The sequence below is a fragment of the Nonomuraea sp. NPDC050643 genome (assembly GCF_040654715.1).
Lineage (GTDB): Bacteria > Actinomycetota > Actinomycetes > Streptosporangiales > Streptosporangiaceae > Nonomuraea.
Genome location: NZ_JBFAIM010000005.1, coordinates 100,096 through 117,631 on the forward strand (window position 1 = coordinate 100,096; position 17,536 = coordinate 117,631).

The 17,536-nt window shown below is 71.7% G+C and carries 15 protein-coding genes; 9 read left to right on the forward strand and 6 right to left on the reverse strand.

Features of this window, described 5'->3' with window-relative positions; translation table 11 throughout:
- Window position 1 precedes the first annotated feature (1 nt).
- Genes AB0I15_RS08280 through AB0I15_RS08290 form a run of 3 tightly spaced genes read right to left on the reverse strand, consistent with a single transcriptional unit; the run spans window position 2 to window position 2,581 of the window.
- Window positions 2-1,297, reverse strand: a complete 1,296-nt coding sequence (locus AB0I15_RS08280) for an ATPase, T2SS/T4P/T4SS family (protein WP_358091778.1) — start codon at window positions 1,295-1,297, stop codon at window positions 2-4.
- The gene (locus tag AB0I15_RS08285; protein ID WP_358091780.1) at window positions 1,294-2,010 is read right to left on the reverse strand and encodes a hypothetical protein; all 717 of its coding nucleotides are present in this window, start codon (window positions 2,008-2,010) and stop codon (window positions 1,294-1,296) included. The genes AB0I15_RS08280 and AB0I15_RS08285 overlap by 4 nt, the downstream gene beginning before the upstream one ends.
- 1 nt (window position 2,011) lies before the next feature.
- Entirely contained in the window at window positions 2,012-2,581 is a 570-nt protein-coding gene (locus tag AB0I15_RS08290; protein ID WP_358091782.1) for a hypothetical protein, read from the reverse strand.
- A 408-nt stretch (window positions 2,582-2,989) separates the two neighbouring features.
- On the opposite strand from AB0I15_RS08290, the gene AB0I15_RS08295 reads away from it, so the two are divergent.
- Entirely contained in the window at window positions 2,990-7,699 is a 4,710-nt protein-coding gene (locus AB0I15_RS08295) for an FtsK/SpoIIIE domain-containing protein (protein ID WP_358091784.1), read from the forward strand.
- 9 nt (window positions 7,700-7,708) lie between these two features.
- Here AB0I15_RS08295 and AB0I15_RS08300 read toward each other — a convergent pair whose 3' ends face one another.
- The gene (locus tag AB0I15_RS08300; protein ID WP_358091786.1) at window positions 7,709-8,275 is read right to left on the reverse strand and encodes a helix-turn-helix domain-containing protein; all 567 of its coding nucleotides are present in this window, start codon (window positions 8,273-8,275) and stop codon (window positions 7,709-7,711) included.
- Between the two features lie 79 nt (window positions 8,276-8,354).
- On the opposite strand from AB0I15_RS08300, the gene AB0I15_RS08305 reads away from it, so the two are divergent.
- The 3 genes from AB0I15_RS08305 to eccB all read left to right on the forward strand — a co-directional run bounded on the left by AB0I15_RS08305 (window position 8,355) and on the right by eccB (window position 12,304).
- Window positions 8,355-9,767 (forward strand): prolyl oligopeptidase family serine peptidase, encoded by a 1,413-nt coding sequence (locus AB0I15_RS08305; RefSeq protein ID WP_358091788.1) that lies wholly within the window; start codon window positions 8,355-8,357, stop codon window positions 9,765-9,767.
- Between the two features lie 84 nt (window positions 9,768-9,851).
- Window positions 9,852-10,760 (forward strand): M23 family metallopeptidase, encoded by a 909-nt coding sequence (locus tag AB0I15_RS08310; RefSeq protein ID WP_358091790.1) that lies wholly within the window; start codon window positions 9,852-9,854, stop codon window positions 10,758-10,760.
- 128 nt (window positions 10,761-10,888) lie between these two features.
- A complete protein-coding gene (gene eccB / locus AB0I15_RS08315) occupies window positions 10,889-12,304 on the forward strand; it encodes a type VII secretion protein EccB (RefSeq protein WP_358091792.1) in 1,416 nt (471 codons plus the stop codon).
- 8 nt (window positions 12,305-12,312) lie between these two features.
- Here eccB and AB0I15_RS08320 read toward each other — a convergent pair whose 3' ends face one another.
- Complete coding sequence (locus AB0I15_RS08320; RefSeq protein WP_358091794.1) at window positions 12,313-13,152, reverse strand: hypothetical protein; 840 nt, start codon at window positions 13,150-13,152, stop codon at window positions 12,313-12,315.
- A 6-nt stretch (window positions 13,153-13,158) separates the two neighbouring features.
- The gene (locus AB0I15_RS08325; RefSeq protein ID WP_358091796.1) at window positions 13,159-14,283 is read right to left on the reverse strand and encodes a hypothetical protein; all 1,125 of its coding nucleotides are present in this window, start codon (window positions 14,281-14,283) and stop codon (window positions 13,159-13,161) included.
- Window positions 14,284-14,553: 270 nt separating this feature from the next.
- Between AB0I15_RS08325 and AB0I15_RS08330 the strand changes: the two genes are divergently transcribed.
- The 5 genes from AB0I15_RS08330 to AB0I15_RS08350 are packed head-to-tail and all read left to right on the forward strand — an operon-like array spanning window position 14,554 to window position 17,530.
- A complete protein-coding gene (locus AB0I15_RS08330) occupies window positions 14,554-14,889 on the forward strand; it encodes a WXG100 family type VII secretion target (protein WP_358091798.1) in 336 nt (111 codons plus the stop codon).
- Window positions 14,890-14,906: 17 nt separating this feature from the next.
- Window positions 14,907-15,218 (forward strand): hypothetical protein, encoded by a 312-nt coding sequence (locus tag AB0I15_RS08335; RefSeq protein ID WP_358091800.1) that lies wholly within the window; start codon window positions 14,907-14,909, stop codon window positions 15,216-15,218.
- A gap of 43 nt (window positions 15,219-15,261) precedes the next feature.
- Entirely contained in the window at window positions 15,262-15,621 is a 360-nt protein-coding gene (locus AB0I15_RS08340; RefSeq protein WP_358091802.1) for a hypothetical protein, read from the forward strand.
- Window positions 15,621-17,120 carry a hypothetical protein gene (locus AB0I15_RS08345; protein WP_358091804.1) on the forward strand — a complete coding sequence of 500 codons (1,500 nt, stop codon included), beginning with the start codon at window positions 15,621-15,623 and terminating at the stop codon, window positions 17,118-17,120. The genes AB0I15_RS08340 and AB0I15_RS08345 overlap by 1 nt, the downstream gene beginning before the upstream one ends.
- Window positions 17,117-17,530, forward strand: coding sequence for a hypothetical protein (locus AB0I15_RS08350; RefSeq protein ID WP_358091806.1), 414 nt, complete (start codon window positions 17,117-17,119; stop codon window positions 17,528-17,530). Before AB0I15_RS08345 ends, AB0I15_RS08350 begins: the two co-directional genes overlap by 4 nt.
- The last annotated feature ends 6 nt before the right edge of the window (window positions 17,531-17,536 follow it).

Genomic DNA, 17,536 nt, shown 5'->3' on the forward strand with positions numbered 1-17,536 from the left:
CTCACCAGCCTCCGGGGTGGTAGCCGTGGGCGGCCAGCTCTTCCAGGCAGGACAGCGGGGCGTGCGGGACGGCGCCGCCGTCGGGACCGGGGATGAACACCTCGCTCGACAGCACGCGGCCGTCGCAACCGTTGACCTCGCGGATGCTGGAGACGTAGCGGCGCAGGCTGCCGCCGAGGTGGTAGTCGTTGCGCTTCTCGACGAAGACCACGAAGTCGATGGCGCCCGCGATGAGCATGTGGGTGGCGTCGATCGGCAGGCGCTCGCCGGCCTGCAGGGCGTACGTCGAGATGCGGTTGAAGACCTCCATGCTGGAGTTGGCGTGGATGGTCGACAGGGAGCCGTCGTTGCCCTGCGTCATCGCGTTGAGCATGGTGACGATCTCGTCGCCGAGCACCTCGCCGACGATGACGCGGCTGGGGTTCATCCGCAGCGAGCGCCTGACCAGCTCGGCCATGGAGATCTCGCCCTGGCCCTCGGAGTTGGGCAGGCGCTGCTCGAAGGCGACCACGTTGGGGTGCAGCTCGGGGAACTGGTCGAGGCCGAGCTCCAGGGCGCGCTCGACGGTGATGAGGCGCTCGCCGGACGGGATCTCGTTGGCCAGGGCCCGCAGCAGGGTGGTCTTGCCCGCGTTGGTGGAGCCGGCGATCATGATGTTCTTGCGGGCGGCCACGGCCGCCGTCAGGAACCTCGCGACGTCGGCGCTGATCGTGCCGTTGCCGGTCAGGTCGGACAGGAAGACCTTGCCGAGCCGGGCGCGGCGGATCGACACGGACGGCCGCACGGTGACGTCCATGACGGCGCTCAGCCGGGAGCCGTCGGGCAGGCGCAGGTCGAGCTGCGGGTTGGCGGTGTCGAACGGCCGGCTCGACAACCCCGAGTACGCGGCCAGGATCTGGATCAGCTCGATCAGCTCGTCGTCGGAGTCGGCCACCGGATCCCGCATGAGCTCCTGGCCGTCGGCGTAGCTCACGAACACCCGGTCGCAGCCGTTGATGTCGATGTTCTCGACCTCGGGATCGTCGAGCAGCGGCTGCAGCCGGCCCACGCCGAACAGCGCCGCGTGGATGCCGGCCGCGAGCGCCTCCTCCTCCTCGACGGTCGGCGGGGTGCGGCCGAGGCCGATCTCGCTGCGGGCGTGCTCCTCCAGCACCTGCGAGATCAGCGCCCTGGCGAACTGGCGCTCGTCCTCGCCGGACATGGGCGGCAGGCCGCTGGCCTGGTCGAGCCGGCGCTGGTGGGCCAGCCGGTCGCCGACCTCCTGCCGGAACCGCTTGACGAGGGAGTGGTCGATCATCGGTGGCTCACCAGCCTTGCCGCCAGGTCACGGGCCGTACGGATGAGGAGCGAGCGGTCCAGCCGGCCGCCCCACTGGCCGCGCAGGAGCTCGGCGCCCTTGATGTCGTAGGCCAGGCCGTGGACGAACTGGACGCTGGGGCCGACGATCCGGCGTACGTCCTCGATGGACGCGCGGTAGCTGCGCGGGTCGGCGATCACGACGACGCCGTGGGCCTTGGTGATCTGGAGGCGTTCGCGCAGGTGGGCGACCTGGTCGAGGGTGGCCCGGGTGAGCAGCACGACCTGTTCGGCTTCGGCCATCAGGTCGCCGAGCTGCGGGTGGGCGCCGAGCCGGCCGCAGTCGGCGATCACGTCGGCGTTGGGGATGGCGGCCAGCGATCTGCCCAGCGGGCCCCACAGCCAGGTGAGGCCGGCCGCCTGCTCGCCGTGCATGATCCCGGCCAGCACGTCGAGACCGCCGATGATCTTCTGGGTGTGCTGCTGGATCTGGGCGGCCTCCAGCCCGCGGCGTGCGGTGGCCCCCAGGGTGAGCAGGCCCTTGCCGGGATTGAGCACGCCGCCGCCTTCGGCGGGCAGCCGGTAGGCCAGGTCGCCGCCGGCGGGGTCGCATTCGGCCAGCAGCACGGGCCGCGGCCAGACCGCCGCCAGGGCCGTGGCCGCGGTGGTCACGCCGGGCGCCCCCTTGTCGGCGGCCAGCACGATCAGCGCCACGTCAGCGTGTCCCCGTGAGCTCGGCCACCGCGATCTCGCCGCTCGAGGCGAACGACACTATTTCCCGCGCCGCCCCGGAATCGACGACCACGGTGATCTGGCCGGAATTGCCGGTGCGTGAGCGGTCGCCCACGGCGAAGACGAACGCGTTGGCGGCCAGCACGCGGCTTTCCCCCTGGCTCGAACGGCTCGGTACGAATATGACCTGAACACGGTCGCCCTGTTTCACGCCCGCCGGCATTTGGCCAGGTTTGAGCGCCAGCCCGATCGTGGCCTTTCCCGGGCCCAGCTCGCTGCTGGCTTTGAGGCCCATCTGGTGGGTCAGCAGGGTGCCGGGCAGGATCGTGACGGCCGCGAAGCTCTTGATCACCTCGTCGCGCTGCGACCAGGTCACGTAGTCGACGCCCTCGGAAGCGATCTTCACTTCTTCGATCGCCTCCTTGGTGAACTGCTGACCTGCGCCGACCTCCTGGGTGACGCGGATGGCGGAGACGCGCTCGCCGCTGCGCAGCACGAGCAGGGTCGTGGCCAGCGCGCCGCCGAGGATGAGCAGGACGGCCAGCGCGGCCATGGCCGGCTTGCGCTCTCGGGGTGGCACAGGGAGCTTGCGCGAGGCCGGGCCGGACAACCCCGCCGCCGCGTTGGCGACAGGCTTTTCACTGGTCCTCATGGGTGGGGGGCTCCCGAAGCGAATTGCGGAATTCACGCCATTATGTGGGGTTTGGCGCGACGGCGGAGGTGGAATTCGGGGACCCATGCTTCTTTCGCAGGTGACTCGATGTCAACCAGAAATAATCGATGCCTATTGTTTCTATCGAGTTGACGCGGCTCGACATTTCCGGCTAGTCGCCACATCCGTAACATTTTTCCCAATTTGCACTTCCGTTACGTCGGGCCATGCCATTGGTGTCAATCCACCCGCCCGGTCCCGTTCCTGGCGCTACGTTGGGCGGCCGAGGTCGACCGAGGAGACGGCACCATGCGGATCATGCTCACCGTGCTCGGCGGGCAGGGCGACCGTGACGTCGTGATCGACGGCGACGACGGCGCCACGGTGGCGACGGTGAGCGAGGCGCTCAGCGATCACGGCCCCCTGGCGGAGGTCGTCCGGCTGCCCAAGTCGCGCGCCCCCTACGGCCTGTCGGCGGCGGCGCACGTGCCCCGGCCACGACGGCCGGAGGGACCGGACGCGACGCGGGCCTACCGGCCACACGGCACGACGGGCCCCACACCGGGCCCCACACCGGGCCCCACACCGGGCCCCACACCGGGCCCCTCACCGGGCGAAACGCCGGGTACGGCGCGGCGGCTCACGTTGTGGCGGGACGGTCGGCCGCTCGACCCGCGGGCGGCGGCCGTTTCCGTGCTGCGTGACGGCGACAAGGTCACGCTCGACGCCCACCTGGCCCGCGCCACCGTCGTCGAGGAGCCGGGCGGCGTCGCGGAGGTCCGGGTGGTCGGCGGGCCGGCGGCCGGGGCGGTGCACCGGCTGGGGCTGGGCGTGCACGTCATCGGCTCCGACCCGATGTGCGCGATGGCGGCCGACGACCCGGCGCTGGCTCCGGAGGCGGTGACCGTACGGGTGACGCCGGAGGCGATCACCGTGGAGCGGACCTGGCGGCAGCCGGACGAGAAACCCCGGCTCAAGCTCAAAGGGCGCTGGGCCGAGGAGGTCGCCGAGCTGACGGCGCGGGTCGCGGAGCGGGAGGCGGCCGAGCAGGCCGCCGGCTACGGCGAGGTGCCCGAGCTCGACGGCCGGCCGCTCACCGAGCCGGTGGAGTGGCCCGACCAGGCGGTCCTGACCTGCGGTTCGTCCGTGTTCGTGCTGACCTCGATCGAGCCTCGGGACGCGCACCTGGCGCCCAGGAGCGAGGGCGGCGTGGCCTACAACCGCCCGCCCAGGCTGCGGCGGCCCGAGCCCGAGCGCACGTTCGTCAAGCCCAAGGAGCCCGGCAGGAACGAGGGGCTGCGGCTGCAGTTGCTGGCCGCGTTCCTGCCCGCGGTGCTCGGCCTGACCCTGGCCATCGCCCTGCAGGTCTGGTACTACCTGCTCGTCGCCCTCATGACCCCGGTCATCATGGTCGGCCAGTGGTGGAGCGACCGCCGCCACGGCAAGAAGCAGCACAAGAAGGCGGTCCAGGAGTTCAAGGAACGGCTCCTGGCCTACGACGAGGCGGTGGAGCGGGCCAGGGTGGCCGACGAGGCGGTACGCCGGTCCGACGCGCCCGACCCGGCCCAGGTGCTGCTCACGGCCACGGGGCCGCGCAGGCGGCTGTGGGAGCGCCGGATCCACGACACCGACGCGCTGCGGCTGCGGGTCGGGCTGGCGGACCTGCCGGCCGACCTGGCGCTGTCGGAGGAGCAGGGCGGGCCCATCGAGCCGCCGATCTGCCGCTCCGTGCCGGTGGCGCTGGCCATGCGGCGGCTGGGGGTGGCGGGCGTGACGGGGCCCCGTACCGTGGCGACGAGTCTGGCGAGCTGGCTGGTCGCGCAGGCCGCGACCCTGCACAGTCCCCGTGACCTGGCCGTCGTGGTCGTGTCCGCGCACGCCGACGGCGAGCGGCGGTGGGGCTGGACGCGCTGGCTGCCGCACTGCGCGCCACGGGCGGGCGAGGACTGCGTGGCGCTGGTGGGCACCGATCCCGAGTCGGCCGCTCGCCGGGTGGCGGAGCTGGCCGCGCTCATCGACGAGCGCCAGAGCACCTCCATCCCCGAACTGGGCAAGATCCCGACCGGGTGGGACGACCTCGGCGGCTCCGAGAAGCCCGCGTTCTCCTCCTATGACGTGCGCCCGTACGACGTGCTGGTGATCCTCGACGGCGCCCAGGTGCTGCGCGGCCTGCCCGGCATGCCGCAGGTGCTGCGCCAGGGCCCGCGCTCCGGGGTGTTCACGCTGGCCATCGACGAGGACCAGCGGCTGCTGCCCGAGGAGTGCCAGACGGTGGCCGCGTGCGCCGCCGACGGCCCCGTGCACCTGCGCGGCGGCGGCCTCGACGTCATCGGCCCCGTGCTGGGCGACCTCGTCTCGCCCGGCTGGTGCGACCGGCTGGCCAGGGCGCTGGCCCCGATCCGCGACGTGAGCAGGGACGACTCCGGCGGCAACCTCCCCGACGCGGTACGCCTGCTCGACCTCATGCGCCTGCCCGACCCGTCCGGCGAGCGGCTGGCCGCCCAGTGGCGGGACCAGGGCTCCACCGAGGCCCTGATCGGCATCGGCCCCGACGGCCCGTTCTCGGTGGACCTGCGGCTCGACGGCCCCCACGGCCTGATCGCCGGCACCACGGGCGCGGGCAAGTCGGAGCTGCTGCAGACGCTGATCTGCTCATTGGCCGTGGCCAACCGGCCGGACCAGCTCACGTTCGTGCTGATCGACTACAAGGGCGGCGCCGCGTTCAAGGAGTGCGTACGCCTGCCGCACACGGTCGGCATGGTCAGCGACCTCGACGGCCACCTGACCCAGCGCGCGCTCGACTCGCTGGCGGCCGAGATCCGCCGCAGGGAGCGCCTTCTGCTGGCGGCGGGGGCCAAGGACATCGAGGACTACACGGGCCCGGACCTGCCGCGCCTGGTGCTGATCATCGACGAGTTCGCCGCCCTGGTGGCCGAGTTGCCCGACTTCGTCGCGGGTCTGGTGGACATCGCCCGCCGGGGCCGCTCGCTGGGCATCCATCTGATCCTGGCGACGCAGCGGCCGGCGGGCGTGGTGACGGCCGACATCCAGGCCAACACCTCGCTGCGGATCGCCCTGCGGGTGACGGAGCCGGCCGAGTCGGCCGACGTCATCGACCTGCCGGACGCCGCCCACATCTCCAAGTCCACGCCCGGCCGGTGTTACGTCAGGTCCGGGGTGGGGGCGGCGACGTCCGTGCAGACGGCCCGGGTGGGCGGACGCGGGCCGGGAGCGGCGCGCGCGTCCGGTGGCGCGCTGCGGGTGCTGGACGTGGACTGGTCCGCCCTGGGCCGCGCGCTGCCGCCGCCTCCCGAGCCGGACGAGCAGGACGCGGCGGTCACGGACCTGACGCTCGTCGCCGACGCGCTCATCGAGGCCGCCCGCCTGGTGGGCGTCCCGTCCCAGCCGAGCCCCTGGCTGGAGCCGCTGCCGGCCCGGCTCGTGCTGGACCTCCCCGAGCGCGCGCCGGCCGGTGGTGAGGTGGCGCCGTTGCCCTTCGGGGTCACCGACCGTCCGTGGGCGCAGGACCGGCATCCGCTGGCGCTCGACGTGGCCCACGGCGGTCACCTGCTGATCGCCGGGTCCGCGCGCAGCGGCCGATCGACGGCGCTGCGCACGATCGCGGGCTCCATCGCGGCCGGCGCCTCCCCCGAGGACGTGCACCTGCACGCGGTCGACTGCGGCTCCGGCGCGCTGCTGCCGCTGATGGCCATGCCGCACTGCGGCGCCGTGGTGACCCGCGACCAGCTTGACCGGGTGGAGCGGCTGCTGACCCGGCTGCGCGCCGAAGTGGGCCGCCGCCAGCAGTTGCTGGCCGAGGCGGGGCACGCGTCGCTGGCGGAGTACCGGCAGGCGGGCCATCGACTGCCCTGGCTGGTGTTCATGCTCGACCGCTGGGAGGGCTTCGTCGCCGCCTTCGAGGGCTACGACTACGGCCGCCTGATCGAGGCGCTGCTCCAGCTCCTGCGCGAGGGTCCGGCGGTGGGGTTGCGGGCGGTGGTCAGCAGCGACCGGTCCGGCCTGCTCGGGCAGGTCTCGACGGTCTTCGACGACCGCCTGCTGCTGCGGCTCTCCGACCCCGCGGACTACGGGCTGGCGGGCTTCCCGCTCAAGGGCCTGCCCTCGGTCATGCCCGCGGGCCGGGCCCTGTCGATGGGCGAGCACGGCATCGTGGAGCACCACATCGCGCTGCTGGACCCCGACCCGTCGGGCCCGGCGCAGGTGGCGGCGCTGCAGTCGCTGGCCCGCGCCGCGACCGCCCTCTCCCCGGCCGAAGAGCCCGGGACGTCCCCTCAGGAGGCCAGAGGCGGGTGGCGCTGGAAGGGGGAGCGGCCGCTGCGGGTGGACGCGCTGCCGATGCGCGTCACCGCCGCCCAGGCGCTCGACCTCGATCCGGCGTTCAGCCCGCCGTCGCCGCTGTGGGCGCTGATCGGCGCGGGCGGCGACGCGCTCGCCCCGCTCGGGCTCGACCTGCTGGCCCACGGGCCCGCCGCCGTGATCGCCGGGCCGGCCCGGTCCGGCCGCTCGTCGGTGCTGCTGACGGCCGCCCGGTCGCTGATCGCCCGGGGCACGCCGGTCGTCGCCGTCGCCCCCAGGCGCAGCCCGCTGCGGGAGCTGGACGGGGTGCTGGCGGTGCTCGACGGCAACGCCACGAACCTGCTGGAGGTGCTCGCCGAACAGCGGCGGTACGTGGTGCTGGTGGACGACGCCGAGCTGATCAACCCGGACGCCCCGCTGGGGACGGCGCTGGAGGAGGTGCTGCGCTCCGGCCGGGACGGCGATCACGGGCTGCTGGTCGCCGGGACGACCGGGGATCTGGCCGTGGCCTACCGGGGATTCGTGGCGGAGGCGCGCAAGGCGCGTACGGGGCTGCTGCTGTCGGTGCAGAGCCAGACCGACGGCGACCTGTTCACGATCCGCCTGCCGCGCGGGACGACCGGCGGTCCGCCCGGACGCGGCTTCCTGGTGACGACCGGCACCGTCACGCCGGTCCAGGCGGCGCTGCCCGACGACGGCTGACGACCCTGCTCAGTCCTCGTCGGCGGGGAGGGTGAACAGGCGGACGTATACGGGGCGGGCGTCCGGCGGCGCCTCGCCCTCCGGGTGGTTGTACTTGAGCAGCAGGGCGATGTACTCCTCGTAGAAGCGATCCAGCTCCTGCCTGGTCACCCGGGCCAGCCCGCGCGAGCCACGCGCCCACGCCGGGTCGGCCCGGAAGGCGGCGGGGAAGCGGTCGAACAGGACGCGGTCCTCCTCGTAGCCGATCCGGTGGAACTCCTCCAGCACCGCCCGGTCCTCCGGGGAGAGCTGGTCGGGGGTGGGCAGGCGGATGTCCCTCGGGACGTCGGCGCGGCGGCGCCACCACCGTTCGCGGCCGGACGAGCGTTCGGGGATCTCCTCGATGAAGCCGTACTTCTCGAGCTGGCGCAGGTGGTAGCTGGTGGTGCCGGTCTTGGCGCCGAGCAGCTCGCCCAGCGTGGTGGAGGTGGCGGGGCCGTGCGCGCCCAGGTGGCTCAGCATCCGGCGGCGCATGGGGTGGGCCAGGGCCTTGAGGCGCTCGGGGTCGTCGAGCACGTACGGCTCGTCATCCTTCATGAGGAGCAGGGTAGTACTCCAGAACGATATCTGCAGACACTCCTTTGCCGAGACCTCTCTGCAGAGTAACCTCGGCACCATGCATCGGATCTTCGCGGCTCTGACCGTCGCGTTATTGACCCTGGCCGCTCCCGCGGCGGCCGTCCCTCCCGCCCCGCTCGACGTACCCGGCGACCTGACGGTGACCGAGGTGAGCTTCCGCGGCGGCGGTGACCTGACCCTGCACGGCAGTGTCATCAGCCCGGCCGCCCAGGCGGGCGGCCGGCGCGCCGGCGTCGTGCTGGTGCACGGCGCCGGGACGGGCACGCCCCGGGACAAGCTGCTCGGCGAGGCCGTGGCCTTCGCCCGTCAGGGGCTGACCGTGCTGGTCTACGACAAGCGGTCGGCCGGATATTCGCTGTTCGAGAGGTCGTACGCGACGCTCGCCGACGACGCGCTCGGGGCCGTCGGGGCGCTGCGGCGCCAGCCCGGCGTCGATCCCGGAAAGGTCGGCGTCTGGGGGCTCAGCGAGGGCGGCTGGGTGGCGCCGCTCGCGGCGTCCCGGTCGGGTGACGTCTCCTTCGTGATCGTCGTCGGCGCCAACGCCCTTCAACCGCTGCGGCAGCAGGCCTGGGCGGTGGCGGCCGGGCTGCGCAAGGCGGGGGTGGACGGCTCGCTGGTGGACCGGGCGGAGCCCAACCTGTACCGGGTGATCACGGACGGCGGCATGTTCCCCGAGCCCTACCACGACGCCGAGGCGGTGCTCGCGCGGGTGCGGCAGCCCGTGCTGGGCATCTGGGGCGTGCACGACCTGCTGACCCCGCCCAGGGAGACACCGCCGATCTTCGCCGCGGCGCTCGAGAAGGGCGGCAACCGGCAGTACGCGTTCCGCTTCTTCGCCGGGGCCGACCACGCCGCGCATCTGACGCCCGACGGCGGGGTCACCCGGCGGCCCGAACTGGCCCCCGGCTACGCGGAGCTGGTCGGAAGCTGGGTGGGCGACGCGACGGAGGGCCGGGCGCCCGTGGCGGAGATCTCCGGGCCCGCGCCCGTGCAGGCGGACGACTCCGTCGGCGTGCCGCCCACGCAGTGGTGGGAGTCGGCCGGGATCCAGGCCGCCGCGCTGGTGCTGTTCCTGGTGGCGTTCGGCGGGTATCCGGTGGTGGCCCTGGTCCGGCGGGTCAGGGGGCGGCCGGTCGCGCCGTCGTCGCGGGCGGCGCGGCTGGTGAGCGCGGGCGGGCTGGCCGCCGTGCTGGGCGGGTTCGCCTACCTGTTCTACCTGGTCATGACCGGCGGGAAGCTGGCCACGCCGGGGCCGGTGGTCGCGGAGCGGCCGCTCGTCTGGCTCGCGCTGCAGGCGCTCGCGGTCGCGACCGTGGTGGCCACCGTCCTGACCGGGATGCGGTGGCGGCGATCGGCTCCCCGTGGCGAGAAGGCCCGGCTCGGGATTCTGCTCGCGGGCGGGGTGGCGTTCGTGCCCTGGGCGCTCTATTGGGGGCTCCTGATCCCCTGATATGTCAACAAATATCGGCCATTCGAGTGAACTCTGTGCGAAAGAGCTAGCCGCGGCCGTGATCGGGATGGCACGCTTGCCGCCGTGCACAACAAGATCCTCATGGCGGGCCTGTGCGCCGCCGCCTTCGCACTCCCCCTTGCCTGGACGAGCACCGCGTCGGCCGCCGCCGGCCCGGGGCTGCAGCTCCCGTTCCCCTGTGGCGAGACGTGGGCGGGCAGCAGCAAGAGCTCCGCGCACACCGCCGGCAACGAGATCGACTTCAACGGCAGCGCCGGCGACGGCAACGGAGACCTCGGCAGGACCGTCGTGGCGGCGGCCGACGGCACGGTCGTGATGTCGGAGTACCGCACCACCGACGGCTTCGGCAACGTCATCAAGATCCGCCACTCCGACGGCACGGTCACGCTCTACGCCCACCTGAACGCCCGCTCGGTGGCCAAGGGCGCGACCGTGCGCCAGGGCCAGAAGATCGGCACCGTGGGCAAGTCGTCCGCCAAGTACAAGATGCTCGCGCACCTCCACTACGAGCAGCGCACCGCCTCGGGCGCCATCGTGCCCGCCACGTTCAACGGCGTCCGGTTCGGCTATCCGAACCAGAAGGTGACCTCGAAGAACTGCGGCGGCTCCGGCAACGGCACGCCGCCGCCCGACGGGGGTGGCGGCAGCGGCAACCCGTACACCGCCACGCAGGTCTGCGGCGCGGGCTTCAAGGAGATCGACTCGGCCCCGCTCGGCTCGCAGGGCCGGGTGGCCCTGCTCTACTCCACCTCCAGCGGCCAGAACTGCGTCGTCACGCTCAGGAAGAACGCCTCGGGCAAGGCCGCCATGCGGGCCTACCTGGAGGTCAAGGGCAAGGCGCGGGCCACGGGCGACGGCAGCTTCCAGTACTACGCCGGCCCGGTCAAGGCCAAGGCCCTCCGCACCTGCGTGAAGTGGGGCGGCGCCATCGGCTCCGCCGCGTACGACAGCCCCTTCGAGCACTGCGACTGACGCGCAGGCAGACACCGGCCGGCTCGCGTCCGCTCGGGCCGGCCCGGCCGTTGAATCGGGTGATAGAGGGACGCTTGGTGCGGTAGGGCCTTTATGCTGATGCGCGGGTTTTGTCACGTGGAGGGGCTGTGCAGACCAAGAAGGATCTCTATCAAGCCCATCGGTTGCAGCAGCAGCGGCTCGGCATGGCGCTGCTGCAGGCCGAACCCGACGTGCCCGAATCCCCCATGCGGCGGCAGAACGTGGCCACCTTCGGCGGAATCCTCATCGGCGTGCTCGTCATGGCCGTGTTCGGGATCTGGGGGCTGGTCAGTCCCGGCAACGCAACCAAGCTGACGGACCCCGGGCAACTCCTGGTCGAGGAGGAGAGCGGGGCCACGTTCGTCTACAGCCAGCAGCAGCGGCGACTGCTGCCGGTGGCCAACTACGTCTCGGCCCGGCTCGTGCTGGACGCCGGGGAGATCACCACGCGCAGCGTGAGCGCGGCCTCCCTGGCCGACTTCTCCAGGGGCCCGCTCATCGGGATCTCCGGGGCCCCCGACTCGCTGCCCGTGCGGGAGAAGCTGGTCAAGGCGCCCTGGTCGGTGTGCGTGGTGGACGTGACCGACAACCTGGGTGAGCGCAAGGCGTACACGACGCTGGTCGGCGGGCAGGAGGTCGGCGGGCGGGCGGTCGGCACGGACGCGATGGTCGTCTCCGACGGGCGGCAGAACTGGGTGATCTGGGGCGACCGCCGCATGCGGGTCAACGAGCACGGCGTACGGGCGCTCAACGCCCAGCCCAGGAAGGTGCCGGCGGCCTGGCTGAACGCCCTGCCGGTGGGGCACGACTTCGCCGGCCCCGCCGTACCCAACCGGGGCCGGAAGGTACGGGCGGGCGGCAAGGTCACGGCTGTGGTCGGCCAGGTGTACACGGTGCCGGCGCTGCCGGGCACCCAGGAACGCTGGTACGTGCTGCTGTCCGACGGCCTGGCCCCGATCTCCGCCGTCCAGGCCAGGCTCCTGCTGGAGGACCCGGCCATCAAGAAGGCGTACGGCAACGGCGTGGCCAAGCCCATCGCCATCGACGCCGCCTCGGCCAACGCCTCCCCCTCGCGCCAGACGGTCATGGACACCACCCTGCCCGCGACCATGCCCAAGGTGATCAACGTCTCCGGCACGGCGCCGCTCTGCACGGTGCACGCGAACACGCAGGCCGGATCGGTGGCGGCCAAGGTGACCATCGGCAGCAAGATCGCGATCCCCACCCCGTCCGGCTCGGGCGTCCAGGGCCGCTTCGACCAGGTCCTGCTGCCGCCGGGCAGCGCGGCGGTGGCCGGCCTGCTGCCCGGCGAGGGCCAGCTCGGCGCGGTGAACAGCGCGCTGTCCCTGATCAGCGACCAGGGCGTGCGCTATCCGGTGCCCTCCGCCGAGGTGCTCACCAAGCTCGGCTACGAGGCCGCCGACGTCGCGCCGGTGCCCGCGAGCATCATGCACGCGATCCCGCAGGGACCGGCCCTGGACCCGGCGGCGGCCCTGGCGCCCCTGGCCGTGGGCGGCAGGTAGGAGCCCGTTTACCAGCCGGGCATCATGGACGGCGTCTCGAACTTGCCGGTGTCGAACTGGCTGGCCGGGTCGTCCTCGATGTCCGCGCTGGCGGCGTTGTACATGGCGCTGGCCTCGGTCAGGTTCGGCTTGCTGCCCGACACGGCCTGCAGGCCGAACAGGTCCTTGGCGAACTGGTTGTAGGCGACGCCGGCCACGCCCAGGATGACGGTGGCCTTCGCGACGAGCTTCAGGTGACTCTTGAAGACCGCCATCAAGATGTCGTGCAGCTTCTTCACGACCTGCAGCACCCGCAGCTCGGCGGCCAGCCCCCACGGATTGGTCCTGGCCACCAGGACGAAGAGCGCGAGAGCGTTCAGGATGTAGGCGATCCCGGTGCAGACCGACACGAGCGCGTGGAACGCCTGGGCGGAGCACTTGAGCGTGTCGCCGCAGCCGGCCCTGTTCCTGTCGAGGGTGTCGAGGTGCTTGTCGAGCACCTCGACCTTCTTGAGGAAGGAGTCGTAGGAGCGGCCGTTCCAGTCCTCGGTCTCGCCGATCTCCTTGGACATCCGCTTGAGCTCACTGCGCAGGACGGCCAGGTCGCTGCCACCGGCGCCGGACTGCGAGGAGGGGAGCATCGGCGGGTGCCAGTCCTGCTCCTTCGGCTTGACCAGCGGCACCGGCGTCGCCACGTTGACGGGGGTCTTGTCGAGCCACTGGTCGGCGGCCCGGTCCTGCTCGCCCGGGTCGGAGACGAGCAGCCACATGAGCCCGACGATCGGGTAGGCGTACGGCATGATGGCCGACGCCGCCGTGGCGATGCCCAGGACGACCATGAAATGAGTGCGATCCGATTCGTACGCCACGGCTGACTATTCCTCCCTGCCGAGCACGGCCGGCGCGTACTCGTCGTCCGCGCCCCAGACGCCCTCTTCTTCGGAGAGGTGCGGGCCGCGCTCGCGATCCTTGTCCTCGCTGCCCGGTCCCCCGCCGCCGCCCATGGGAGGCGGGTAGATGGGCATCCCGCTGTTGAGCGCTCTGGCGATGCTGCCCTGCCCACCGAGCCCCGAGCCCGCGCCCCCCGCTCCGGGCCCCGAGCCCGCTCCGACGGAGGGGCCGACGGTGACGCCTTCCGGCATGCCGGTGCGCGGCATGGTGGTGCGCGGATCGAGCCCCGACAGGTCCGGGGTCCGGATCTGGGGCGTGCTCGTGTTGGGCAGGTTGGGGTTGACCCCGGCCAGGTCGGTGCCGTTGGGCTGGTTCAGCCCGCTGAGGTCGGGGTTCTTCAGATCGGGCTGCTCCAGGCCGGGCACCGTGGGCTTGTCGATGCCGGACAGGTCCGGCTGCTCGATGTCGCCCGCACCCGGCTTGTCCAGGTCGCCCGGGTCGGGGGTGTCCAGCTCCGGCTGGTCCAGGTCCGGCTGGTCGAGATCGGGCTTGTCCAGGTCGTCGGGGATCTTGGGCGTGTCGATGCCGCCGGCCGGAGGCTTGTCGATGCCTCCCAGGTCACCGGGGCCGACGCCGCCGAGGTCTCCAGGGCCGGGGGTCTTGCCCAGGCCACCGAGCCCGCCCGAGCCCAGGCCGCCCAGCCCGCCGGGGTCCTTGACCTGCGGCAGGCCGCCGGCCTTGTCCTTGGCCTTGCTGGCCTCCTCGGCCATCTCCGTGTTGTCGGCCGCGTCGCGCAGCGCCGCCTTCCAGGAGTCGAGCACTTCCTTGCCCTGCTGCAGCGCATCCGCCGCGCTGTCGCGGACCGAGCGATGCGCCACGTTGAGGCCGCCGCCGATCACGCCGAACGTCAGGGCGTCCATGTCGATGGCGCGGGTCTTGGCGCTCATCGCCGTGAAGTCCTGGCCGTGGCCGGCCACGTTGTCGCCCAGCTTCCTGACGCTGGAGTGCTTCATCTTGAAGTTGGGATCGTTCGCCGCCGGGTCGGTGGCTGCGCCGCCGAGGCCGGACAAGGCGCTCGAGAACGGATCGCTCCCGGATGAGCTGGACATGCGCCCCCCTTGTCACGTCGCCCACATACGCTACGCCAGCCACGCAAGTGTCGTACAGCGGACAGGTTAGGCATTACGGGCTGCTGCCACTTCTCCCGAGCAAGGCCCCTAAAACCCACGTTCTTTCCGATACACCCACGATCCGCCTCATAGATATGGAAAATTAAGGTGACCACATGCGACGCTAGAGGCTGAAGTTCACTAATGTGACGGACACGCCGACAGTCTGAGTCGGCTGCAGTCAGCCGACGAGCAAGAGAGGGAGACCCTGTGGGGGCCGAACCGCAGACTCAAGTAAGCGAAGCCGACCTCAAAGCCGCCATCCAGCTCATCGAGGACGCCGCGGTGCGCCTGCGTGGCATCCAGCAGAACCTCGACACCGCGGGTATCGAGCTCAAGGTGAGCTGGGTGGGCCAGTCCGAGGCCGCGTTCGACGCCGTGCACAAGAAGTGGCACGAGCGCATGGACGTCATCCTCGGCAGCCTGCGCCGCCTGGCCGAGAACATCGGGTCCAGCAACACGAACTACGCCGCGTTCAACCAGGAGCGGACCGAGGCGATCAACCAGATCGCCAACCTCATCAACGCCACGGCGCCGAGCCGCTAGTACCACCGGAGGACGCGATGCCCGCAGACGACATTTTTGACGTAACCAAGGTCAACTACGCCGGCCTCGGCGTGGGTGAGGACGCCTTCGCCACGGCGTTCAACAACATGGTCACCACGCTCGAAGAGCTGGAGCAGGCGCTGCTGCAGAAGAGCGCGATCTGGCAGGGCCAGACCAAGACCGTCTTCGACGAGGTCCGGCAGCTCTGGGAGCGCGAGGCCAGGGACATGTCGCAGTTCGTCGACCTGATGAAGAAGAACATCAACATCACGAACATGAACATGCAGCAGGTCGAGAAGGTCAACGCCTCGATCTTCGACGGCAGGTAGGAAACGGGCGGCACCGCTGGGGGCCTGACGGCGGAGGGGGAGCATGGGCGACGATCGCGGAGTAGATCTCAGCAGGAGAGCGATCAAGGCGGCCAGGACCGATCTGGAGGAGGCACTCGCGCTGTTGCGTCCTGAGAAGGGCAAGGGCGAGGTGCCGCCCATTTTCACCCAGACCGGGCCGGTCAGCCGGCTGACCGGCGACTACGAGGCCATGTCGGGGTTCTGGCCCGCGGCGAGCGGCTTCCAGATGAGCGCGGGCAACGGCATCTCGGCGGTCACCGCCTCGTACGAGAACATCGCCGGTCAGGTGGAGAGCGTCATCGAGCTGTTCAAACAGGCGATGACGAACTACGACGGCGTCGAGACCGACAGCGAAGGCCGCTCCGGGACGGTGCAGGTCTGATGGCCGAGCAGCAGGCACCGATCAGGACGCAGATCGACGCCACCGAGTTCGACGGCGCCACACTCGACATGCTGCGCGACACGCTGGGCAAGAACAAACCCGAGTTGCTGCGTGAGGCGGCCGGCGAGTTCGTCACCGCCAAACAGCGCCTCGACAACCTGATCACCGTGATCGACAAGCACCTGAAAGAGCTGGACAAGCACTGGACCGTGGGCGAGGACGCCAAGGTGGTCAAGTCCTCGCTGCGCAGGCTGCGCGACGCCGCCGCGGACGTCTCCACCACGATCAGCGACCAGCCCGTGAACGCCAAGCAGTGCCCGACGAACCCGTCCGGGGTCGCTCCCGCGCTCGTCCTGCAGGCCCACACGCTGGCCGCGTACAGCGGCAAGAGCCTGCCCGAATCCCCTGACCGTGACGTCTCATTCCTGGAGGCGGCCATGCAGGGAGGCGCGGTGGGGGCCGGCGGCGGCGCGCTGGTCGGTTCCTTCTTCGCGGGCGTCGGAGCCGTGCCCGGCGCGGTGATCGGCGCCGTCTTCGGCACGGTGGCCGGCGGCGTCACCTCCTTCTTCACCGACGGCCCGTTCGGCAACATCATGGGCGACTCCAAGGAGGAGAAGGACAGGAAGCTGGCCAAGGAGCACATCCGGCTGCTGAGCGAGGCCACCAGGGCCAACAACCAGGTGTTCCCCGCCGAGCTCCGCACGGAGATCCCCCAGTTCGACGCCCTGTCCCCGAACATCCCCAAGGTCCCGTGGACCGGCGGCACCAGCGGCGACAAGTACGACCCGTCCGGCATCAACCAGGCCTACAACCCGGCGGTCGCCGACCTCGGCGGGATCGGCGACCCGAACCAGGACGGCCTGCTCGACCCCAACCGGCACCAGATCCCCGGCCTCGACGACACGGACCCGGTGCGGACGCTGCCGGGCGACACGGGCCTCGGCAACGGCACCGGCCTGGGCAACGGGAACGGCGACGGAACCGGGCTCGACGGGGCCGGAACGGGAGCGAACGGGAGCGGCGCGAACGGCGCCGGAGCCGGCGGGCTCAACAACCCGGCCCTGAACACGCCGGGCCCGGCCAACCCCGCCGTCCCCGACCCCGGTGCCGACAACCCGGGGGGCACCTCCCTGGCGGGCCTGCCGGATCCGGCGCTGACCGGCCCGAACCTGAACCCGTCCGGCACGGGCCCGAACACGCTCAACAGCCCCGGCACGGGCTCGCCGACCTCCACCGGCATCGGCAACCCGTACGGCGGCTCCGGCATGGGCGGCGGTTTCGCCGGCGGCTCGGGCAACGCCGCCACGGCCGCCGCGCTGCGCGGTGCGGGCAACGGGTCCTCGATGTTCCCGATGGTCCCGCCCGCCGGCGCCCATGGCGGCGCGGAGGAGCAGGAGACGACGCGGACCACGTACCTCCTGGAGGACGAGGACTACTTCAGGAGCGACGAGGCGACCACGTCCCCGTACATCAGTGGTGAGTCGAAAGGCAAGGCATGAGCATCCCACCGGACAATGACAAGGCGCCTCCCGGGCTGACACTCGCCAAGGACTTCCCCGGCCTCGGGGCCGGCGGCCAGGGGCCCTACGTCGACCATGTCGCGGTCAGGGACGCCGTCTCGCGGCTGCGCAAGAACCTCGGCTCGGTGTACGGCAACCCGCAGCCGTCGATGAGCGCCACGTGGAGCGGGCCCGGCACGATCGGTGAGGTGCAGGGCCTGGGCAACGTCGGGCCCGAGGCGACCGGCAAGTGGGAGGTGGCCAGCAACTTCGGGGCCAACTTCGAGCAGGCGTACAAGGCGTTCGGCGACAGCTACAGCCAACTCCTGGACTACGTCGAGAAGTGGGCCGAAGCGGTCGAGCAGGCCATCGTCAACTACGAAAAAGGGCACAAGGACAGCAGTGCGTGACTTAAC